Annotated in this window: 19 protein-coding genes and 2 pseudogenes; 13 read left to right on the plus strand and 8 right to left on the minus strand. The window is 34.0% G+C overall.

Going from position 1 to position 21763, the window contains the following annotated elements; all coding sequences use genetic code 11:
• Positions 1-161: 161 nt before the first annotated feature.
• Positions 162-5246 (plus strand): hypothetical protein, encoded by a 5085-nt coding sequence (locus tag ACO1B7_RS00105; protein WP_423089659.1) that lies wholly within the window; start codon positions 162-164, stop codon positions 5244-5246.
• 105 nt (positions 5247-5351) lie between these two features.
• On the opposite strand, the gene ACO1B7_RS00110 is transcribed toward ACO1B7_RS00105, so the two are convergent.
• Positions 5352-6056 carry an IS6-like element IS1008 family transposase gene (locus ACO1B7_RS00110; protein WP_001067783.1) on the minus strand — a complete coding sequence of 235 codons (705 nt, stop codon included), beginning with the start codon at positions 6054-6056 and terminating at the stop codon, positions 5352-5354.
• 420 nt (positions 6057-6476) lie between these two features.
• On the opposite strand from ACO1B7_RS00110, the gene ACO1B7_RS00115 reads away from it, so the two are divergent.
• A complete protein-coding gene (locus ACO1B7_RS00115) occupies positions 6477-6932 on the plus strand; it encodes a helix-turn-helix domain-containing protein (RefSeq protein ID WP_004973749.1) in 456 nt (151 codons plus the stop codon).
• A 16-nt stretch (positions 6933-6948) separates the two neighbouring features.
• The gene (locus ACO1B7_RS00120) at positions 6949-7488 is read left to right on the plus strand and encodes an IS630 family transposase (protein WP_141730351.1); all 540 of its coding nucleotides are present in this window, start codon (positions 6949-6951) and stop codon (positions 7486-7488) included.
• 40 nt (positions 7489-7528) lie between these two features.
• On the opposite strand, the gene ACO1B7_RS00125 is transcribed toward ACO1B7_RS00120, so the two are convergent.
• The gene (locus ACO1B7_RS00125) at positions 7529-7837 is read right to left on the minus strand and encodes a hypothetical protein (RefSeq protein WP_035267521.1); all 309 of its coding nucleotides are present in this window, start codon (positions 7835-7837) and stop codon (positions 7529-7531) included.
• Positions 7838-8025: 188 nt separating this feature from the next.
• Between ACO1B7_RS00125 and ACO1B7_RS00130 the strand changes: the two genes are divergently transcribed.
• The 5 genes from ACO1B7_RS00130 (at position 8026) to ACO1B7_RS00150 (ending at position 10884) form a co-directional block, all read left to right on the plus strand.
• Complete coding sequence (locus ACO1B7_RS00130) at positions 8026-8718, plus strand: metallophosphoesterase (RefSeq protein ID WP_129717837.1); 693 nt, start codon at positions 8026-8028, stop codon at positions 8716-8718.
• A 45-nt stretch (positions 8719-8763) separates the two neighbouring features.
• Positions 8764-8907, plus strand: a complete 144-nt coding sequence (locus ACO1B7_RS00135) for a hypothetical protein (RefSeq protein WP_213073081.1) — start codon at positions 8764-8766, stop codon at positions 8905-8907.
• 292 nt (positions 8908-9199) lie between these two features.
• Positions 9200-9556 carry a helix-turn-helix transcriptional regulator gene (locus ACO1B7_RS00140; RefSeq protein ID WP_423089660.1) on the plus strand — a complete coding sequence of 119 codons (357 nt, stop codon included), beginning with the start codon at positions 9200-9202 and terminating at the stop codon, positions 9554-9556.
• 1 nt (position 9557) lies between these two features.
• Entirely contained in the window at positions 9558-10247 is a 690-nt protein-coding gene (locus tag ACO1B7_RS00145) for a type II toxin-antitoxin system HipA family toxin (protein WP_423089661.1), read from the plus strand.
• Positions 10248-10266: 19 nt separating this feature from the next.
• The gene (locus ACO1B7_RS00150) at positions 10267-10884 is read left to right on the plus strand and encodes a type II toxin-antitoxin system HipA family toxin (protein WP_423089662.1); all 618 of its coding nucleotides are present in this window, start codon (positions 10267-10269) and stop codon (positions 10882-10884) included.
• A gap of 480 nt (positions 10885-11364) precedes the next feature.
• On the opposite strand, the gene ACO1B7_RS00155 is transcribed toward ACO1B7_RS00150, so the two are convergent.
• Positions 11365-12009 carry a hypothetical protein gene (locus ACO1B7_RS00155; RefSeq protein ID WP_423089663.1) on the minus strand — a complete coding sequence of 215 codons (645 nt, stop codon included), beginning with the start codon at positions 12007-12009 and terminating at the stop codon, positions 11365-11367.
• Between the two features lie 25 nt (positions 12010-12034).
• Between ACO1B7_RS00155 and ACO1B7_RS00160 the strand changes: the two genes are divergently transcribed.
• The 4 genes from ACO1B7_RS00160 (at position 12035) to ACO1B7_RS00175 (ending at position 14652) form a co-directional block, all read left to right on the plus strand.
• A complete protein-coding gene (locus tag ACO1B7_RS00160; RefSeq protein ID WP_001055585.1) occupies positions 12035-12418 on the plus strand; it encodes a transposase in 384 nt (127 codons plus the stop codon).
• Positions 12415-12750 carry an IS66 family insertion sequence element accessory protein TnpB gene (gene tnpB, locus ACO1B7_RS00165; protein ID WP_000618091.1) on the plus strand — a complete coding sequence of 112 codons (336 nt, stop codon included), beginning with the start codon at positions 12415-12417 and terminating at the stop codon, positions 12748-12750. The genes ACO1B7_RS00160 and tnpB overlap by 4 nt, the downstream gene beginning before the upstream one ends.
• Before the next feature lie 74 nt (positions 12751-12824).
• The gene (locus tag ACO1B7_RS00170; RefSeq protein ID WP_005080957.1) at positions 12825-14408 is read left to right on the plus strand and encodes an IS66-like element ISAba25 family transposase; all 1584 of its coding nucleotides are present in this window, start codon (positions 12825-12827) and stop codon (positions 14406-14408) included.
• 37 nt (positions 14409-14445) lie between these two features.
• On the plus strand, positions 14446-14652 hold the full coding sequence (locus tag ACO1B7_RS00175) for a helix-turn-helix domain-containing protein (RefSeq protein WP_129717829.1): 207 nt from the start codon (positions 14446-14448) through the stop codon (positions 14650-14652).
• Positions 14653-14660: 8 nt separating this feature from the next.
• Here ACO1B7_RS00175 and ACO1B7_RS00180 read toward each other — a convergent pair whose 3' ends face one another.
• The 4 genes and pseudogenes from ACO1B7_RS00180 to ACO1B7_RS00195 all read right to left on the minus strand — a co-directional run bounded on the left by ACO1B7_RS00180 (position 14661) and on the right by ACO1B7_RS00195 (position 20228).
• Complete coding sequence (locus ACO1B7_RS00180; protein ID WP_129717827.1) at positions 14661-15083, minus strand: hypothetical protein; 423 nt, start codon at positions 15081-15083, stop codon at positions 14661-14663.
• A 3-nt stretch (positions 15084-15086) separates the two neighbouring features.
• Positions 15087-17414 carry a hypothetical protein gene (locus ACO1B7_RS00185; protein WP_423089664.1) on the minus strand — a complete coding sequence of 776 codons (2328 nt, stop codon included), beginning with the start codon at positions 17412-17414 and terminating at the stop codon, positions 15087-15089.
• Positions 17404-18966, minus strand: coding sequence for a tyrosine-type recombinase/integrase (locus ACO1B7_RS00190; RefSeq protein ID WP_423090297.1), 1563 nt, complete (start codon positions 18964-18966; stop codon positions 17404-17406). The genes ACO1B7_RS00185 and ACO1B7_RS00190 overlap by 11 nt, the downstream gene beginning before the upstream one ends.
• Positions 18967-18979: 13 nt before the next feature.
• Positions 18980-20228 (minus strand): annotated as a pseudogene (locus tag ACO1B7_RS00195) (site-specific integrase).
• A gap of 251 nt (positions 20229-20479) precedes the next feature.
• Between ACO1B7_RS00195 and ACO1B7_RS00200 the strand changes: the two are divergent.
• Positions 20480-20729, plus strand: a pseudogene (locus ACO1B7_RS00200) (ISNCY family transposase); the annotation flags it as partial.
• Between the two features lie 2 nt (positions 20730-20731).
• On the opposite strand, the gene ACO1B7_RS00205 reads toward ACO1B7_RS00200, so the two are convergent.
• Positions 20732-21493 carry an alpha/beta fold hydrolase gene (locus ACO1B7_RS00205; RefSeq protein WP_423089665.1) on the minus strand — a complete coding sequence of 254 codons (762 nt, stop codon included), beginning with the start codon at positions 21491-21493 and terminating at the stop codon, positions 20732-20734.
• Positions 21494-21763: the final 270 nt, after the last annotated feature.

Consider the following 21763-nt stretch of genomic DNA (forward strand, 5'->3'; position numbering starts at 1 on the left):
AGTTTTAGGTCATATTTTTAAATTTATAAAATATTGATTTTTAATAATTTAAATTATTATATATTATATCAATAAGAAGTGATCTAGCTATATCTGATTTACGCTTGAATAAATTAAATATATTAGTCAAAGTTTTATAGACTTATTGATGGAGTAGAAAAATGAGTAGGGACTCAAAAAAACAAAGCAATCCATTTTCAACAGGTGGAGGTGGTGTAAATTTTGAAACTAGAGTTCAAGCATCATTTGCTATCGCACTACTTACTCAATCTTGTGTTCCATGTTTGTCTCAAAATATGAGGCCTCAAGAACTAAAATTCCAGAATAAATATGATGGTTCGAATACTGATGATTTTGTTTTAGTCGCATCAGATAAATTGGGTAATAAAAGTAAATTATATGCTCAAATAAAACATGAAATAACAATAAGTGGCTCGATTGGAAGTGATGAAAATAGTTCTATTTTTTCAGATGTTATAAAGAGTGCATGGGAAGATTTCCAGAAGGATTCTTTTGATAAAAAAAATGATGTGATTGCTTTAATCACAGGACCACTTCCTAAGTTGGATATAGCTAATACGCTTCCACTGTTAGAATGGGCTAGATATTCATCAAGTGCTTCTGAGTTTATCAAAAAATCAAATACTAAGGGATTTACCAGTTTAGCGAAGCTGAATAAGTTAGGAGCTTTAAGAAAGCAGTTACATCATGCTAATGATGATCAGGCAATAACTGACGAACAGTTTTGGGAGTTTCTCCGAGTCTTTTATCTAGTTTCATTCGATTTAGATGCTAAACATTCGGTAGTTGCTCACTTATTATGTTCACTTATCCAATGTCATTCGGATGAATCACCGGAACTTATATTCTCTAAAGTTGTTACGTGTGTTCAGGACTATAACCAAAATGCTGGGACACTAACGCTTGAAAATACTCCTAAGGAAGTTAGGGAGTTATTTCAAATTAATAGTAAAGTTGATTTTGAAAAAGATTTTCTTAAATTCCAAGAGCGTGGACGTCACATCTATGATGGGATTTCTAACCAAATTCAAAACTTCCATGTTAGTAGAGATGATTATTTATTAAAAATTTCAGAAGCTTATGATGCAAGTGATTTTGTATTTGTAACAGGAACTAGAGGTTCTGGAAAATCAGGCATAGTAAAAGATTTTATTTCAGGTAAAGGTAAGGCTGTTCCAGTTTTTTATCTTAGAGCTGAAGACTTAGACCGAACTCATCTTAATGATGTGTTCTCAACTATAGGAATGAGTTCAACTTTAGGTCAGATTGAAAGTTTTTTTGCTTTGATTCCTGAGAAAATTCTAGTCATTGAGTCTATTGAAAAGATTTTAGAACTCAACCATCAAGAAGCATTTGTCGATTTACTCCAGTTTATCCGACAACAAGAAGGATGGACCATCATTGCGACAGGACGTGATTATGCATTTCAACTACTTTCTTTTAACTTTTTGCAGCAGAATCAGATTAATTTTTCCAGTGTAAATATCGAAGGTTTTTCTGAAGAACAAGTGCAACAAATTTGTGAATATATTCCTGAGCTTAAGGCATTAATATCAAATGATGCCTTAGTAGATATTCTTCGAATACCATTTTTTATTGATATTGCAGTTCGTGCGATAAGTAATGGAGCACAATTTCAAATAGGTGATACTGAAATTGACTTCAGAAAGAATGTTTGGTCTTCAGTTATTGCTAAAGATCAAGACCGAAAATTTGGAATGCCACTAAAACGTAGAAAAACATTTATTGATATTGCTACACGACGAGCAAAAAAAATGGTGTTTGGTATTTCCGCAGATCAATTTGATCCGGAAGTAATATCTAAACTTGAAGAGGATAACTTAATTTATCGAGATCAAGAAACTTCAACAATCAGCTTACCCCATGATGTACTAGAGGATTGGGCATTAGAGGAATTTATTGAAGATAAATATAATCATAACCTAGATAATTTGAATGAGTTTTTATCAGCTATAGGTAATGAACCTGCTATAAGTAGAGCTTTTAGATTGTGGTTATATCGTCGATTACAATTTGATGAATCTACTTATGATTTTGTAGAGGCTATATTAGCCGCTGATAACATTGAAAATTTCTGGAGAGATGAAACGATTGCGGCAATTTTGCAACATAAATCTCCACATATATTTTTACAGTCAATGAAAGATAATCTTCTTAAAAATGATTGCGCTTTATTAATTCGTTTTTGTTTCATTTTAAGAATTGCTTGTCAAAAACCAAACTCACATTTTACTGATTCACTTACATTAGATAAGAACTCAGGAATACTTCGGACTCTATTTCTAGTACCTTATGGAAAAGGATGGGAAGCCCTATTTAATTTTATATATGATTTTAGAGATGAATTAAGCAATTCTATTCAAAATCATATTATTGAGTTAATTAATGAATGGTGCAGTGTTATAAACATTAACGATGATCTCCCATCAGAATCTAGAATTGTTGGTTTATTAGCTCTTTGGCTATTAGAGCCTTTAAAGGAGGATTACCAAAATGAAAGTGGGAGGGGGAAAATCCTTGGTGTATTACTAAAAGTATCTCCATCAATAGAAACCGAATTTGACCAGTTAATGGTACAAAATGTTTTTGTATCTAAAGTTAATCCTAGAAGATTGAGCTATGTAGATGAATTAACTAGTTTGGCTTTAGTTGGAATAAATGTACCAATGTTATGCAAGCACCTGCCCGAATTTATAATAAAGTTAGCAATGCATGAGTGGGTGCTAGAACAAAGAAAAAGAGAAGGATGGCTGAGATATGAAAGCAGTAGTAGTGATGAACGATACGGACTAGATGAAAATCGTGATTTTTTCGCGCCGAGTGGGTCAAAAGGACCATTCCAGTATTTATTGCAGTACCATCCTAAAAAAGCATTAGATTTCATAATTAAACTTTGTAATTTTGCGACAGAAAAATATATTGAACATCTCAAAAAAGAAGGTTATGAAATATATTTAGAAAGATTAATTTTAGAAGATGGAACACCTATAGATCAATTTGTTACTACAGATTTTTGGTTAGGATATAGAGGTCACTCAAATGTACCATATGTGTTGCAATGTGCTCTGATGGCTTTAGAAAATTGGTTAATAAGCTATATAGAAAGTAGTGGTGAAAATAATCAAATAGACTGGATATATAATTATTTATTAAAAAATAGCAACTCAGTCCTAATAACTTCAGTACTTGCTTCTGTTGCAATAGGATTTCCAAATAAGGTAAGGAAAGCTGTATTTCCTATATTGAATATTGCAGAGTTCTATCTAATTGATATAAGCAGATTTGTGCATGAAGCTGGAGAAAATCAACTTCATTGGTTTAATGCTTATAATAATGATGTAATGACAGGTATTTACATTGAGGAACGAAAAAAATCAGCTCTTAGACCTTGGAGAAAAGAAACTCTAGAGAATTTATTAACAAAGCTTCAGTTTTCTGATCTTAGAGAAGAGGTACTTCCAATTGTGGACAATTTGAAAAAGCAGGCATCTACAAGTGATGATAGCTACGTTAGGTATCTAGCAAATAGAATAGATACAAGAGAATGGCAAATTATTGAGGATAAAGAAAATAATCGAATTTTATTTCAGAATACCTCGGAACTCCCAGAGGACTTAAAACAAGATCAACAAACATTCATTGAACAGCATGATTTTGATAACACTATAATTGGATTAAATTTATGGGCGAGAGAGTTATTTGAAAAGAAAGAATTCAAAAAAGAATATTTTTCTTCATATGAAGCTGGATTAGAAGCTGCAAAACAATTACTGAATGATCTACAAGATAATAGAGTATCAAATCATCTATCTTTAGCAGAAGAAGCGATAAAAAATGTAGCTGCTGTTTGCATAAGAGATATCATCCAAGACCTATCTTCAGACGATATCAAGTGGTGTTTGGAAATTATTGTAAATGCAGTTGTAGAATTACCAAATTTTCTAGAAATACCATTTAAATATAATCTACCTCCTTTCGGTAACGGTGCATGCGCATACATTTTACCTAAGTTATTCGAATTAAAATTAGAGCCAGAAATCTTAAATAATCTAAAATTCGCTTTAGCTACTGCATTAACACAAGCCAACCATAATATTGGTGCTTTAGCTGCTAAAGGAGTAAGAGATTACCTTTGGTCAATAGATGAAAAATTAGCAGAACATTGTTTAAATGGGGTAATAGAGTATTCGAAATTTCGAATTCAAGAGCAAGAAAGCAGTAGGTTTTATTATTTAAAAGATACGGAGCTAAAAGTAGCTCAGAAAAAATGGGATAAAAAGTTAAGAAATTTTCGCCAACAATTACTCGAAGGAACATTTAATTTTCATGTGGATGACATTAGTTTAGAAAGTCACGCATCATGGTTATTACATATCCCTATGTTAATGATTCCAATGAATCCAAAAGATTCAAAGCTAATTGATTTAATCTTAAAATTAGTAAATTTTATTTTTGATTCTGAATATAGAAAATACCATCCTCGTAATGAAGATAAACTGAATCATGAAATAAAATGGCAAATTCAATCTTGTTTTACTGAGCAGCTAATACATTCGAAAATAAACGGTTTTGTACCATTCAAAGATTTAATTATTTCTGGATGTTTGAAGGCTCCAAGTATTATTTATTCAGTGAAATTATCATTTGACGTTGCTGCAGAGAAAGAAAATGATTTTGATGCTATATGGTCGTTGTGGAAAATTTTAGAGCCTGAATTGCATAAGATTGCTATAAAAGATGTTAATGATCCTTATCAAGGTTTACAGAGTGACTTGAATAAATTACTACGTGGCGAGCTGTATGCAGATATTCCATGGCAAGGGCATGAAAGTGATAGGAAGTGTATGGAATGGGGTGCTATACATTTATTAAATTTTGCAAAGCAATCTGCAAGTAATAGCCATGTGTTTATGGCCTTATCCTCGCTGATATATAATTTTTATGATTTGTTCTTTGATAAAGGTATCCAGATTTTAGCTGAAAAATTAAAGACTAATTCTGAGTTAATTGTAAAGCAAGTTAACACTGCATTCTATTTAGAAATGTCCATTGCAAGATACTTACAAGTTGAAAATCGAGGAATACTCAGTCGTAAGATGTACAAGATCTGTCTTGTTCTCTTAACTGGACTCGTAGAGACTGGTTCAGCACGAGCTTATTATCTAAGAGAACATCTAGTTCGTTCTAGGAAAATTTCCGCATAAATAAGTTTTTTCAGTGTCATGATAAATGACTTAAATATCATTAGACGAGTTTAGGCACTGTTGCAAATAGAGATTTGAGTCGATGAAGTTCCCTTTAAAAAGTGCTTAGAGACCGAAAACCCTGTTGATTAGACACACTTCACCCTGAGGCTGACCATAATAAAATGACGATGCTTGTCCTTTACGTAGTGCACGCATGACTTCAATACCTTTAATTGTGGCATAAGCCGTCTTCATAGATTTGAATCCTAATGTGGCTCTGATGATTCGCTTTAACTTACCATGATCACATTCAATGACATTATTTTTATACTTAATTTGCCTGTGCTCAATATCTACTGGACATTTTCCTTCTCGCTTTAATCGTGATAAAGCATGGCCATAGGTCGCTGCTTTATCTGTATTGATGACCCGTGGAATTTGCCATTTTTTCACCGTATTGAAGATCTTTCCTAGAAAACTATAGGCTGATTTACTGTTCCGTCTAGCGGAAAGGTAAAAGTCAATCGTATGACCCCGTTGATCAACTGCACGATACAGGTAAGTCCATCGCCCCTTCACTTTGATATAAGTCTCATCCATATGCCATGAATGTAAATCTGTAGGATTACGCCAATACCAGCGTAAGCGTTTTTCCATTTCTGGAGCATAACGCTGAACCCAACGATAAATTGTACTGTGATCCACATTTATGCCTCGTTCAGCGAGCATTTCTTGAAGTTCACGATAGCTGATGCCATATTTACAATACCAACGAACAGCCCAAAGAATGATTTCACCTTGAAAGTGCCGACCGTGGAAGGGATTCATCTGCTGTATCTCGAAATAAATAAGATATTTAGCTTATCATGTCAGCCTATTTGCAACAGTGCCAGATTTAGCAGTGCAATTAATGAATGATGTCTCTTGGGAGGTGAGAGTTATTTGTGCTCAACACAAAGGGGTAGCAAACCAATTGAGAGATGATGCAGATTGGCGAGTCAAGGTGGTTGCTGACAACTCCTTGAATGATTCTTTTTGACCATTACTTCCTTAACTTTCAATTAGAAGAAAAGGATTTGTGTCACGAAAAATCTTGGAAATTCTTGAACACGCCATTTTTTAAAGTGCTAAGTCATTAATTTTTCTCTGAGCAGAAATTCTGCTCAGGGAATGACTCATTCAATTCATAAGTTGACAAAAATAACTAATCATGCGAAAAAAGTTTTTTTAGTTAACAGATGTTCACACATGCCTCGAATTGTTTCTGTACCACTTAGTTTAGAACAGCGAGAACGACTCATTTTTCTGGCCAAGCATGCAAAACATTGGCGTGAAAGACAACGTGCCCAAACTATTCTCTGGCTTTCTGAAGGTAAAAGTGTTGCGGAAGTTGCCACTCTACAAGAACGTATCCCAGAAACCATAAGGCTACAACGCCGACGTTGGGAATTGTATGAGTTTGAATCGATTAAAGAAGGTCATCGCTCAGGTCGGCCCAATACATTGATCTCAGACTATCAGGCGAAAATCCTAGATTGGGTCAATACAAGTCCACTCAATGCAGAACAAATCCGAGTCAAACTACATGAAGAATACGAAGTGTCCGTGTCTGTTGAAACCATTCGTAAGTTTTTACGTGATTCAGGTATGGTCTTCAAGCGTACCCGTCATAGCTTGAAAAAAAAGAGATCCGATTGCATTTGAACAAGCAACACAGCAGATTGAAAAATTACGAGAGCAAGCGGCACGTGGTGAAATTATATTAGGTTATGTTGATGAAACAGGGTTTTCATCTACACCTGATAACCGCTATGCGTGGACAAAGATAGGTGATGTTCATGCGGTTGATGCAATAAGATTAAAACGAGTTAATGTCATGGGGTGTTTGCTTTCAACGGGGAAACTGGTGACAAGTTGTTTACAAGAGTCAGTTACAAGCACTTGGTTTTATGCCTATTTAACTGGAATAGCTCAACAAGTAAAACAGACTTATAACCTTCCATTGGTTCTTATTGTTGATAATGCCTCGATTCATAGAAGTAAAAAGATGGCTGATTACAGAGAGCTACTTAAAAGTAACTTTTCGACGAATTTGTATTTTATTCCAGCTTATAGCCCTGAGTTAAATCGAATCGAGATGGTATGGAAGCAGATGAAATATTATTGGCGAGATTTTCAAGTCATGACAGCTGATAAAATAGAGCAATGGGTGGAGAGAGTATCAAACCAATTCGGAAAAGAATACATGTTTACTTTTTAATGACAGCTTATGGTGTATTTAGGATATGCTGTTTATAAAATCAATATTTATATATTTTTTCAATATTTTCTTGATGAATTTTAAGACCAACTATAAAGAAGAACATAAAAATTATCAGTGGAATAACCCAAAGTCCATGAACTAAGTAGTTAATATTTTCTTCAACAAATTTTCTAAAAATATACTGGCTAAATATCTGAAAATTATAAATACTTTTAAGTATCTGGGGATATAAATATTGAGAAATTGGCATCAATACCATACCAATTCCCCACAAAAAGTATGTAATCTTATATCTATTAAGAATCTCCGCATGAAAATTTAGCCAATTAATAAAATCTTCTTTCATTAATACCTCTTATTTAGTAGTTTTTTTGATTATTAATGATTGGGGATTTATTTGTATATATTTTTAACAATCATTACGACATAAAATGTCGCAAACAAATTTATTTCCTGTATTTTAAGAGAAAATTCCACTTTTAGAGCCTATTATCTTTAGGGAAGTTAGCATGACTATTAAAAATGGGTATAAGTATGAATGTTCCAAATAATTTAGTTAGATGTCTGACCTTTACAAGTGGAACTAACGTTTTTGTAGTAGGGGATATTCATGGCTGTTATTCAATTTTATTTAAAGAGTTAGATAAATTAGGATTTAATTTTCAAAAAGATATTTTAATAAGTGTCGGTGATTTAATCGACCGTGGAGATGAAAACCTGGAATGCATTACTTTACTTGACTATCCATGGTTCCATATGATCAGGGGAAATCATGAAGAAATGTGTATTTTAGGAAGAACCGATAAGTCAATACGAGATATGCATTCCAGGAATGGGGGCGAATGGTTTTATAATTTAAGTGAACATCAACAACAACAAATTGCTCAAAAATTTTCCGAATTACCAGTATTAATTGAAATTAATACTGGTATTAAAAAAATTGGATTTGTCCATGCTGACGTAGAAATCAATGATTGGGAACTTCTCAAACAGGATATTCAGAAAGGTAATTATTCAATTCCTGGGGTAACTTCTGCTTATAAAAATGCACTTTGGGGACGAGGTAGATTAAGAAATTATTCTTATCAATATGATGTTGTTACGAAAATTGATGAAATCTATCTAGGGCATACAATCGTACGAGAGCCTGTGCAAATTGATAATTGTTTTTATATTGATGTGGGTTCATTTTACACTAAAAAGTTATTCATTAAGAAAGTTTCATAAATTCTTAGTGAAATCGAAAAGGATTGTTGGGTGCTCAATTGTAAAATGATTGAACAATCAATTGGTGATTTAGAGCGTAAACTTCGAATCGCTGAAAAGTTTAGATATAAAGGTGGCATAGTGGGTGTTGCAGAGAGTGAATTTTTGTTGACAGCTCACGACTTTAATAGTCGAAAAATGGCATATTAAGATGAGAGCAAGAATAGGGTTAAATAGATAAACTAAGACCCTATTTTTTGAATATTTTGGGTTGATAAACTCATAAATTAAGGTCTAATAAATTTTTATTCATGCTACTAATTATAAGACTTTTTCAATCGAGTGCGTAACATCAGTTTATAACTAACATTCATAATGACTAAATATTTAATCATATAAAGTTAATTTTAGAACTAATGATAATTTTTATCATCCTAATGACATTAAATATTAAAAATGATAAAGTAAACTCATATTAGGAAAATTCTGAAATGGTGAAGCGATGAAATTTGGAGCATTGAAAACACCAGAAGCGATGGGGCGTGAATTAGGTCATCGACTAAAACAAGCACGACTTAATTTAGATCTTACTCAAGAAGAAGTCGGCTTATCGGCAGGCGTGAGTCGCTACACTATAAAAAATTTAGAACAAGGGCGAGGTAATATTCAGGATTTGATGGCTGTTTTAATTGCTTTGGAAAGCACTGATCAATTAGACCACTTAATGCCACCGCAACAGATATCGCCTATAGAATTATTGAAGCTAAGAGGTCGGATGAGAAAGAAGCATCTGGTTCACACAACAAAACAGTATCGAACAAGAAAATTGACAAGACAAATAGAAGAGAAGAAGATTTAGGATGGTAGATAAAGTTGATGTAATTAAAGTTGTATACAAAGAATTAGATGTTGGAGCTTTAAGTTTTGATCCCACGACAGGTCAAAGCGCGTTTATATATATGCCAGAATTTGTTAGTGCTGGTATAGAGTTATCGCCTTTAACGATGCCTTTGCGGGAAAATTACATATATAACTTTAATGCTTTAAATCCTGAAACTTTCAAAGGATTACCTGGAATGCTAGCTGATTCGCTTCCAGATGATTTTGGTAATCGTATCTTAAATACTTGGCTAGCTTCAAAAGGACGTGCAGCAAATAGCATTACCCCAATTGAACGACTTCGTTATACAGGGAAGCGTGGTATGGGGGCATTAGAGTTTTTACCTGCTGAAGCTCGTGGAGAATTAAATGCAAATGAATCTGTTCAAATAGATGAACTTGTAGCTATTGCACAGGAAGTTTTATCGGCACGTAACGAATTTGATGCCGAACTAAGATCAGATGGCTCTGATGACCAGGAAGCGATGTTGTCACTCTTAAGCGTAGGAACGAGTGCAGGTGGAGCGAGACCTAAAGCAGTTTTAGCATTCAATGAGGATTTTACAAAAGCCAGATCAGGGCAGGCGAATGTTCCAAGGGGTTACACACACTACTTAATGAAATTTGATGGTGTAACCGAGAGGAATACCAACAAAGAGAACATTTGGTGATCCTTTAGGGTATGGTGCAATGGAATATGTCTATTATCAAATGGCTACTGCCTGTGGTATTGATATGATGCCTTGTTATCTACTGCATGAAGGTGATAGACAACATTTCGTAACTCAAAGATATGACAGAATCGGGAATGAAAAGCTGCATGTGCAAACTTTAAATGCAATGGCTCATGTCGATTATAAGATGCCTGGATCATTTTCTTATGAAGAACTATTTCTTGTACTTCGCGAGCTTAAAATGACTGCAGTTGAAGCTGAACAACTATTAAAGCGAATGATCTTCAATATTGTGGCACGTAATCACGATGATCATGCCAAAAACTTCTCATTTATCCTTCGAGATCAGAAATGGGAGTTGGCACCTGCTTATGACTTAGCATTTAGTTATAAACCAGGTTCAATCTGGGTAGAGTCTCATTGGATGTCACTAAATGGTAAGCGCAGAGATTATGTATTAGAAGATATTCTTTCTGTAGAATCTTTAAGCCGAAAATTTACTCCTAAATATGTGCTAGAGGTTTTAAATCATACTATAGAGATTGTGTCAGGATGGAAGGATCTAGCTAAAGCTTCAAATGTTCCTGAAAAACTAATTGCTAAAGTATCCGAAAATTTGAGACTGAAGTTCTAATTTTAAAAATAGAACTCATGCACAAGAATTCTATTGTATTAGATTTCAACCCCATAAAGATTAAATATTTTATCATTATTACTACAATCATACATTAATGATCATATTATTAATCATTATAGGAGTTTATTATTAACAGATATTATGTCCAGCTCCTTCAAATTTTATAAGAAGACATCCTTTATTTAATAATCATTCAAGTGCTTGGTCGCTGTTGCATTACTTACTTGTGCTAGTGTTAATATTTGGAGATTTTACTGGATGATTATTATGACCACTTAATCTATTAATACCTTGCTCAGAATATCGTTTCAACCATTTGCGTAACGTTGGCCTAAAATTGCCACATATCCGACAAACTAGGCCAGCACCATTGGTCTCTTCAAATAATAACCCATACGAGTCGTTGTTGAATTTCTCTGTTCGTAAATACCAATTATATTGAAATGATGACTATGAATCACACAAATAATCATATCGTTATATGAACTCAAGTAACTGATGTAAAGTATTGGTTTCAATCTGATGTTTTTTCAATTGATGCTCTAAAGAATTTCTAAAATTAAGGATCTCTCTTTCAAGTTCAGGTAATGAAACCAGAAGCTCTGCAGCATATTCAATTTGTGATGCCAATTCTGTTATTTTAAGATCTAACTCTTCAGTTAATGAAACTAGGATATGTTTTTTATCAACTTTAACTGATGTTTTTTTTATGTTTTTGAGTTTTTCTGTTTGACTATATAAAAATAATTTCTTCTTGTAGCTTGCACGTTCAACGGCTAAATAACCGTGCTTTCTTAATAAATAAAGACAGGTATATGTCTGACTTCTGAGCTTTTTTCTTTCATGATAAGCAAGTCCTGGAGTATCGATAATACCCCAGAAATCTTTAGCTTCCCAATCGACAATTTCACACAAATTTAGAATTTCTAAAAACTCTTCACCTAGCGGCAAATTAAAATCAAACATATTTGCAGGCAATAAACATAAAAGAGGATTATAAGCCGTGGATATATAATCCTCAAATAGGGATATTTCTATTTTTTGTACAGACGACTTAGAATGTAAGCATCCGGCTAACACAGCCTTACCAAGCGATCCTATAAGCCTTAATTTAGTTCCCACCTAAAAACAAGTGGGGACTTAATCCATGAACATGGATATATATTCAGCAACACCTCCTGTTGCTAAAAAACGCCGAAAATACAGCAAAGAATTCAAACTCAGTATTGTCAATGCCTGCAAAAATCCTAATACCTCGATCGCTTCGGTCGCACTGCAACATAGTATTAATGCCAACCTTGTCAGTCGTTGGATCAGGATCTTCAGCCATCATGAGGGTGCCGTGCAGGATCCTACTCATGTGAATCCAGCATTTATTGCTTTGCCTTACACTGCTGCAATCAGCCAACCTATTGATGAGAGGATCACGTTGTGTATCACCGTGCCTCATACGAATAATGATATTCAGCTAAAATGGCAGACATCAGAAATACCTGCCTTGGCAGAATTACTCAAGGCACTTGCAACATGATCCGCATTGATGAAATCTGGTTGTCTACTCAGCCCATGGACATGCGTGCAGGTATGGATACGACCATGGCTCAGGTGGTGAGAGCCTTTGGCTACATCAAACCGCATTGTGCTTACCTGTTCTGTAATAAACGTGGCCATCGCATGAAAGTGCTGGTACATGATGGATTGGGCATCTGGCTGTGTGCCCGGCGGCTGGAACAGGGCAAATTTCACTGGGCTCAAGTTCACCAAGGTGAAACCGTGGCCCTCAGCCCGGAACAGTTACAGGCACTGATCCAAGGTTTGCCCTGGCAGCGCATTGGACGACAGCAGGTGGTGACGATGCTTTAAACCAGGCTCGACCATTCTGCTATTCTCCAAACGTTCTATTTCATTCTTCTCATGACCTCAGGCATACTGCGGTCATGAATACGCTGCCTGACTTAAGCCAACTGACCCATGAACAACTGCTGGAATTCACCAGGCAGTTGGCGCTGCAGCATCAGTCTCTAGCACAATCAAACCAACAATTGGATGCCAAAGTTCAACATCTTTCTATTCTCAATCAAAAATACGAGCATGAACTGGCGCTGTTTAAAAAGCACAAATTCGCCCAAAAGAATGAACACTTAACGGCAAAACAAATCCATCTGTGGGATGAAGCGGTTGAAGAAGATATTGCCGCGGTTGATCTAGAACTGGAACGGCTAAATGCAGATAAAACCAATGCAGCGACACAGAAAGCCAAAACCAATAAACCTAAACGTCGACCACTGCCAGATCATCTACACACCATCCGTATTGAGCATGAACCTGCATCAACCCAATGTGCTTGTGGCTGCCAACTCCGTCGTATCGGCGAAGATGTCAGTGAAAAACTGCATTTCAGACCGGCACAGTTCTATAAGGAACAGCATGTGCGTGGTAAATGGGTCTGTGATCAGTGTGACACTCTAACTCAGCAAGCGATGCCCGCCTATGTGATTGATAAAGGCATTGCTTCACCTGAATTGCTCAGCCATGTGCTGGTATCGAAGTATGCCGATCATTTGCCGCTGTACCGTCAGCGCCTGATCTATCAGCGGGCTGGCATTGATCTGTCCAGATCCACTTTATCTGACTGGATAGGTCGCTGCGGTGTAGAACTGGAACCTCTGGCCAATGCCTTAAAAGAGGTGGTGCTGCAACAGCGGGTGCTGCATGCAGATGAAACACCGGTCACCATCATGCGGATGGGTGAGAATAATAAAAAACCGAAGAAAGGTTATGTCTGGGCCTATGCCACCACACAGTATAATCCAGTTCAGGCGGTGATCTATGACTTTCAGGATAGTCGTTCAGGCCAGCATGCTGAAGAGTTCTTGAAAGGCTGGCAGGGCTATCTAGTCTGTGATGATTACAGTGGTTATAAAGCACGTTTTAAATCAGGCCAGGTGATTGAGGTGGGGTGCATGGCCCATGCACGTCGTAAATTCCATGAACTGCATGTAACTGGGAAAAGTCAGGTTGCTGAACAGGCCTTAGTGCTGATTCAGAAACTGTATGCGATAGAAGCAGAACTCAGGAAAAAGACCGATGGTACAGCGGAAGACCGCCGCGAATACCGACAACAGCATAGTCAACCAGTGATGCAACAACTATATGAATGGCTCAACCAACATCATCTGACAGTGCCATCGAGTTCTCCCACCGCCAAGGCTATCAATTACACTCTGAAGCGTTGGCCAGCCTTAAGCCGCTATCTGGATGATGGCAATCTACCGATATGCAACAATTGGGTAGAGAATCAGATGCGTCCCTGGGCGTTGGGACGCAAGAACTGGCTGTTTGCAGGTTCGCTGCGCAGTGGTCAGCGAGCGGCAAACATCATGACTTTAATCCAGTCAGCAAAGCTGAATGGCTTGGATCCGTATGCCTATTTAAGTGATGTGCTGAAAAGGTTACCGACACACAAAGTGACCCAAATTGAAGAATTGCTGCCGCACTGCTGGAAACCTAAATCGAATTAAAAAATAGGTATGGGATTCAGCGGACGCTTACCTTAGAATGTCAGAAATATCTTTAAAAATTGGTAGTATTATTCGTAAAATACGGGTAGAACAGGATATAACACAAGAGATGCTTGCTTTACAGTGCAATATAGATCGTAGTTACATGGGGCGTATTGAACGTGGAGAGGTCAATCTAACTGTAGAAAAGCTCTACATAATAGCCAAAGTCTTAGAAGTAGATGTAAAACAACTACTCCCTTAGAACACATTTTATCTTTTAAATAAATATCTTGCCAAAATGTGTTCAATCTCAACGCTAGACTTTACTTTTACTTCATCGATGATTCTGATCAGTAACTCTGTATTTTTGTGTAATTGCTTTTCTAAAGCTTCAACTTGATACTGTAAATCCTTATTTGAATTACTTAGGGCCTGTCTAGTTTTTCTGTTTACAAACAATTGTTGATCTTTTGTTTTAAGATTTAGCGATGAGATTTGTTCAGCAATATACCTGCTAATTAAACTTTTACGTTTCAGGTTGCTTAGAGTACTTAAACCTCCTGAAATATGTTTTTTAGCTACAAGTCTATCGTGGACAGATTTATGTGAAATAGGGGATTTATCGTAACCCTCTAATAACATAAGTTGTAATTCATTTTCGATTGCTTGATCCAATTCCTTACCACGTAACATTTTCTAAGCCTTACTTGATTCAATTTTGTGCTGTTCGATAGCAAATAATTCAGATAGTGTATGAGGTAATTTTATACTTTCATCAATATAATCAAATATACGAATAGGTGTTAAGTCATTGCGTTTAGACAAGGCTCTCTCTTTGATTACATTTAAATTTGAGATTTTATTTTTTATCTCACTTAGCATATGGGTATAAGACTTATCATGCTGGACTATGGATAGAGTTTTTTGATAATTCACGGTTAGACTATTAATAATTGACTCTAGATTTTCTAGTTCTCCTTTCCTATGCGTAATAGTGAAATTTCCACATTTATTACCTGATTGACATGCCATACGTTTTGGACAATCGTGTACTGTAACATCACGCATGCAACCTCCAAATTGTAAAGGGTGTAAGTAAGCATGTCTTTCGACTAATGAGTCTGCTTTTGGAAGATCTGAATTACTTAATTCATTAAAGGCGTCAGTAATATCAGAAAATAGATCTTCAAAGAAAGAGTGTTTAATGTGTTCTGAGATCTCATTTTTATTATCAAAAGATTGTAAATTCATTTTTAAATTACTTTCTAAATCTAGATATTTTGAAAAATACATATAACCATCTTGCTTAATTGATTCTACAGGATTAGAAGGCAGATAATTTTCTTTGTGTGTGGAGAGTATTAATTCATGTTTGTCCAACAAACTAGCTGTAATTTTTCTCTGTTTAATTGCTACATGTTGATAGTATTGATTTTGCTTAATATCTACACGCCCCATAAGTAAAGCTTGTAAATGCTCTGATAGTCCAGATAAAGCAAGGAACGTGTTAATATTATGCCTTGGGATATGTGTAGACAATTTTGAATATTCAGTATCATTTTCCTTGAGATAATATTTCTCAAATACAGATAAATTTTGACCACCCCCCAAGAAATTATTTATTATAGTACATGTGAATGGAATTATATTAGATTTATGGCTAAACTTTCTACTAAAATTCAATGACTTGTATTCATGCAAAAAAAGTAAATCCTCGTATAAAATTTCCTCATTCAAACCATTTTCATTAAGAACATGAACAAATGGTGAGCTAGATGTAAAATTGGGTGTCAAAGACTTTATGTAATCATTAATATCTTTCTTTAGATAATAAGTATTTACTTTTTTACCAATTTTAATTTCCTTTAGTACAGGAATTTTCTTAACTGACGGCAAAATTATTGCTCTGTAATTAATCCTATATTTATAGTCACTAATTTTTCTTACCTTAAATATCGTATTGATTAAATCTTCTAAAACAACTTCATTTCCTGGGATGTTATCTAATTCTAATGGGAGAAAATCAATCATTCTCTTTGATTTGATATATTGAATTTGAGCACGATATCCTTCTGTAAGTTGTTGTACAGTATCAAAAATTATTTCTGCTAATTTACCTGCGAGAGGCTCTAACCAATGAATACGCTCACCAGCACCTTTGGCACCATGATATCGAATACCTATTGAATATTGTGCGATACCATCTAAATTTAAATGTTCTTGTGTAATCGGATCTATAATTTTCTTTTTTATTAACGCATTTTTTTTTAATAATATAGCTTCAGTTGAACGAAAGCCCGTAATAATCAATAGCAACAGAAAATTAAGTGCTATTTTTTCACTGGTTGTTTGACATAGACTACTGAGAGCTACAATATTAATAAAAGTTTGAATTGACACTAATTTATCACTTTCGAGATCATCTTCATCTAGCTCAAGTTGATCAATTAAAGCTTTTGTTTTCTTTGCATTTGGTGTTCTATTTTGCTTGTTGAGATATTTTAAATCATGTACAAATTCAAGCTGTGATTCTGTAAAACCATAATGATTTATCATATTTTGTATACGCATAAAACTTCCTGCATGGTCTGGAAGATTTGTTTTACTTGAATTCTCAAATAAACAATCAAAAGCGATATTTAGAATTTCCGTTGTTAATGAACATGCATGGTGATTTTGAGTACGTTGAACTAATGCGCTGTACCAACGTTTAAGAACTAGCATTTCTGCATACAATTTTTGTGGCGAAGCACTTTTATTGGATTGACGATAACTTAAAACAATAACTGATTTCATAAAGTATTGAAATGCTTCATTTATCTCAATATCATTAATTCCCTTTATCCTTTTGATAACCCCAAAATTTAAATAAGTTTTACCTGATCTTGATAATAACCATCCAGATCCAACCGCACCTCCAACCCATAATGATTCATCCCAAGTATTTTTAAATGTTGGTTGAATATTTTCTAAGAAATACTGTTTTTGTTCCTTAATAAATTCTTGATAATTTTTAGAAATCATGATCTGATTCCTTACAAACATTACAGCGTAATATCACTGATTCAATTTCAAACTTTGTAGTTTCATGAATTCTAATCACCGGGTTCCTAGCTAGACCAATTCCATCAGATAATTTAATCAAGGAATTTATTTCGTTTTGAATACTACGAAGAACTTTTTCATGATCAGCATCGATGAAAGGGTGGAAATACATGCAACCGTAGCAATTTCTCACAGGTTGATATAAACAGTTATCTGAATAGGAGCAACCACCAATATCGTAGTGAATTTCTGCCCCTATGTTGCCTAATACTTTTTTGTGGGACCAATCTTTTGTATAGACCAACCGACCCGTCAATAGCATGGCAATCATTTGTTGATATAAAGAGTTTCTTCCTAATGCCTTAGCTCTAATTTGTGCCATTCCAGGTGTGGAAAAAATATAGTGTCTAGCCGTTACAACCGATGAATGTCCTAAAATATAAGCAATTTCTTCTGCAGTAGCCCCACTTATTGCAAGGCTGTAACCAACATGATGTCTGAAATCTGAGTAAGAATATTTCTGTTGAATCATCTCACCAGATAGAACTGCTTCTTTGTATTGCTTTGGAGAAAAATCAAATAATTGTTTATTAATCGAGTGTTGGCAAAAACGAGAAGCATTGTCACCCATGTCGAACATTTTTTGATCACCACTAAGGTTGTATCTTTTAATGTAAGCGATAAGAATGTCAGCAATTTCTTCGGGTAATTTTATAGCAATTTTTTCATGAACATAACGAGCTTGCTTTGCATAAGGAATAAGGACGCTATAACGACAAAAATTATCACTTTTGCGGATAGTATCCTGCTTTAAATCATTAACAGATAATTTAGCCAATTGGACGGGTCTAAGCCCTGATACATAAACTAGACCTAGCATCGCTGAATTTAAGAGTTGATCATTAGTGATGCTCTCAGCCTGATTTACCAAATTACTATTAATGTTAGAAAATCCTTGTTGAATCATAGTTTTAAGAGGGTAGTCAATCCGATCCTCATATTCTTGATAATATAGTTTTGAGTTGAATGATTTAGGACGCTCCAAAAAATCAAGTTCATATTCTTTATCAATATTAAATCCAGAAAAATCTTCTAAAAAAAGTAATTTAACTAAAAATTTTAAATGATAATAAAAACCATTTTTATCCATTTTTGCTAAATCATTTAATAATATTTTAAAATTATTAAAATTAAAGTCTAATTTATTATTTTTAAAATATTTTATAGCATATTTAAATGCATTAAATTTAGAGCTGAGCCCTGAAGGGGTATTAACCTGTATAAAAAAAACTAAGAAGAATTTTAGAATTTTCTTCTCGTATAAGTCAAAACAATCAAAATTTAAATAAATCTTATTCCCAGAATAAAAAAAATCCCAAATATCAGGTATTGTACTAATAAATTTTGTATCAAATTTAGAAGCAAGATTAAATTTAATTAATGAAGGTATCCTTAAATTATCAATAGAATTTAAATCTTCAGACGAGAATAGATTAAAAATATGTTCATCAACCGAAGAATAATAACCAATATCTAACTGTTTTTCATATTGTTTTTTCAAAACCAAAACTCATTTCAATGATTCTTTCAAGATTTGAGATGTTTGCTCTTTCCACGATAAATCTCTTGCCGTAGTAAGTAGGCATTAAACTCGTAGGAGACCAACCTCCAAGCACACGTAAATCATCTTGTGCTTTATCCAAAGAATTTTGACCTATATTATTAATCGAATTTCCTAGTTTATCCATGTTCTCATATTTTTTAAATGAATAATTTAACATTAAATATGCCCATGTATGTCTACATACGTGGGGTGTAATGCTATCTATTGAATCAAAAGCTTTATTATCAAAGTGATGCGGTATTTTATATTTAATATTTTTATCTATGATTTTAAAAATTTTATTAATACTAGAATAACTCAAAGAAGAGTGGGGTGGTTTTAAAGATGTGAATAAGATATCAGAATTAATATCACTGCGAATTTCTTTTATATAAATATTTATAAACCTATAATCTCTTTCTTGCAATGTTATTACTCGGTATGAAAATTCATTTTTAATTTTTGGTTTTCTACGTCTATCATCATTTTCATCATCAGTATTGGTAATAATTAAACTATAAGTATCATTCAATACAGACTTTTTCATTGAATTTACAGTCAACAACATCAACTCACCAACTCGAAGTCCATAATTGAGCATTAAATGAATTACCAGAAAATTCCTAAATTGAGTTGGTCTATTTTTGAATGGATTAAAAGGATTAGTATTGTTAGAACTGCTAGGTGCTATTGTTTCATAAAGAACTTTAACCATTTCATTTGTCATACTTTTAAACAGATACTTTTTTTCACCATGTATTGTTTTAGTGAATTTCCTAATATTTTTTTTCTTAATTTCCATATATTTTTTAATATTTGATTTGATTTTTTCTATTTCTTTTCTATCTATATGGGGTTGTTTCTTAACAGTTAGGTAGTCATCCATAAGATACGTATAAAATTTAAACAAAGTGCGAATCTTATTCGTCTTGAATAAGCTCAAAATTATAATTTGAAGAATAGAATGATTCGCAGAAGGATATAGAGTATTTTTTATACCAAAAAATATACCAGTCTTTTAGTGCCATCAAATCAGAATATTGCGTAGATAAGCTTTGAAAACGTATCACTCTCAAGCTAAACATTAATGGGAATAAGCATGGGAATGTTGAATCAGTATTAAACAATAATATTATTTCATTCTCATTAGATATCTTTTGTTCTAACTTGATACTTTTGACTTCAAACATGATGAACTTCATAAACTAAAATTTAGGTCAACATATCATATTTTTGATTAGGAAGTTTATTTCTATAAGTTGTTGATATTAGGTAAGAGAAGTACAAATATGAAGTTAATGTTAGGTGTATCGGATTTAACATAATATACATTATACGAAATGCCTTTTGTTAGAACCCATTTAAAGTGTCTATATTCTCACCAATAAAAATGTCTAGTTTATGATGGTTTTTATCACCATGGACTGGATATAAAATATAGATGCTGATCACTATGTCTGACAAAGAAATTCAACGTCTTGCAGTTCTGCAAGACGTTCGAGATCAAAGTATTACACAAGTCCGTGCTGCTGAAATTCTGAATCTTTCAATCCATCAAATACTCGGTTATTACATATCTGATGCATGCCAGATGTGGCCAAGCGGGTCATCGTCGCCATGACGATCTGTTAAAATCAGAATGCCTTGCGATTATTTCTGAACATCTGCTTAGCTTTGGCCCTACATTATCAGATTAATTCAAAAAGGCTTTCATGTGCTGGATCACTTCTTCTGGTTTTTCACCATGTAGCCAATGTCCTGTATTTTCAATGCATTCAATTTTCGCCTGAGAAAATTGTTCATTGATTGCCGCAAAATGTTCAGGTTTTGAGATATAAAAAGAATTACCGCCACGAAGAAATAAAGCTGGCTGATTAACTTTTTCGACCTTTTCCCAAGCCATAATATCTGGATAATGATCAAATAAAGCTTGAACATTAAAGAGCCATTGCCCTTTATTAAAGGATTTTAATAAAAACTGAATTACCATTTCTTCATGAATGTATTCACGCATAATTTTTGCTGCCTCAAGTCGTGAAGCAACATTTGCTTGCTGCACAGCAAATAAGGCTTTAAAAATCTCAGTATGATGACTCTCATGATATTGGATTGGTGTAATATCAAGAACGACCAACTTTTCAGTTTGTACTCGGGCTAAATCAGCCAATTTCATAGCAATTTTTCCGCCCATAGAATGCCCTATTACTATGAACTTTTGAATATTTAAACTTGATAAAGTTTCTAGGACATCTTCCGCCATGAACTGATAATTTAAGTCTGAACTATGACCAGAAAGACCATGATTGCGTACATCAATTTGAAGCACGGTTCTTTGCTCAGAAAAATATCGAGCTAGTATTCCTAAATTACTTAAACTACCGAATAAACCATGAATAAAAATCATTGGAGATAGTACTGACGTTTCGTGGTGTTGGAGTTGATAATTTAGGATCATTTGAGAATTCCGTGATTTCTTTCTTTATTTAAGTGTTTATAATGGATTTATATTTGGAATTAATCAATTGCGAAATTTTTAAATATAAAATCCTGCTTAGGCTATTTTATGGGGATATATTTTGCTTAGGCTAAATAATTCATAAACGAATCATAAGTATTTAAAATTACGATTTTAGATCTGGATGGATATTTGGCTATCTATAAATATGAAAGAAGATGGTTGAGTTGTGGTGCAGACTAAATAAAATTAATGAAAATCTTAAAACTG

Origin of the sequence: Acinetobacter lwoffii, from assembly GCF_049367455.1 — a bacterium.
Lineage (GTDB): Bacteria > Pseudomonadota > Gammaproteobacteria > Pseudomonadales > Moraxellaceae > Acinetobacter > Acinetobacter lwoffii_W.

Coding starts and splice junctions, on each gene's coding strand:
- ACO1B7_RS00110 (WP_001067783.1), bottom strand. CDS start 6,056: ATGAATCCCTTCCACGGTCGGCACTTTCAAGGTGAAATCATTCTTTGG.
- ACO1B7_RS00205 (WP_423089665.1), bottom strand. CDS start 21,493: ATGATCCTAAATTATCAACTCCAACACCACGAAACGTCAGTACTATCT.
- ACO1B7_RS00115 (WP_004973749.1), top strand. CDS start 6,477: ATGCCTCGAATTGTTTCTGTACCACTTAGTTTAGAACAGCGAGAACGA.
- ACO1B7_RS00170 (WP_005080957.1), top strand. CDS start 12,825: ATGAATACGCTGCCTGACTTAAGCCAACTGACCCATGAACAACTGCTG.
- ACO1B7_RS00140 (WP_423089660.1), top strand. CDS start 9,200: ATGAAATTTGGAGCATTGAAAACACCAGAAGCGATGGGGCGTGAATTA.
- tnpB (WP_000618091.1), top strand. CDS start 12,415: ATGATCCGCATTGATGAAATCTGGTTGTCTACTCAGCCCATGGACATG.
- ACO1B7_RS00150 (WP_423089662.1), top strand. CDS start 10,267: ATGGAATATGTCTATTATCAAATGGCTACTGCCTGTGGTATTGATATG.
- ACO1B7_RS00145 (WP_423089661.1), top strand. CDS start 9,558: ATGGTAGATAAAGTTGATGTAATTAAAGTTGTATACAAAGAATTAGAT.
- ACO1B7_RS00130 (WP_129717837.1), top strand. CDS start 8,026: ATGAATGTTCCAAATAATTTAGTTAGATGTCTGACCTTTACAAGTGGA.
- ACO1B7_RS00175 (WP_129717829.1), top strand. CDS start 14,446: ATGTCAGAAATATCTTTAAAAATTGGTAGTATTATTCGTAAAATACGG.
- ACO1B7_RS00160 (WP_001055585.1), top strand. CDS start 12,035: ATGAACATGGATATATATTCAGCAACACCTCCTGTTGCTAAAAAACGC.
- ACO1B7_RS00135 (WP_213073081.1), top strand. CDS start 8,764: ATGATTGAACAATCAATTGGTGATTTAGAGCGTAAACTTCGAATCGCT.
- ACO1B7_RS00180 (WP_129717827.1), bottom strand. CDS start 15,083: ATGTTACGTGGTAAGGAATTGGATCAAGCAATCGAAAATGAATTACAA.
- ACO1B7_RS00185 (WP_423089664.1), bottom strand. CDS start 17,414: ATGATTTCTAAAAATTATCAAGAATTTATTAAGGAACAAAAACAGTAT.
- ACO1B7_RS00125 (WP_035267521.1), bottom strand. CDS start 7,837: ATGAAAGAAGATTTTATTAATTGGCTAAATTTTCATGCGGAGATTCTT.
- ACO1B7_RS00105 (WP_423089659.1), top strand. CDS start 162: ATGAGTAGGGACTCAAAAAAACAAAGCAATCCATTTTCAACAGGTGGA.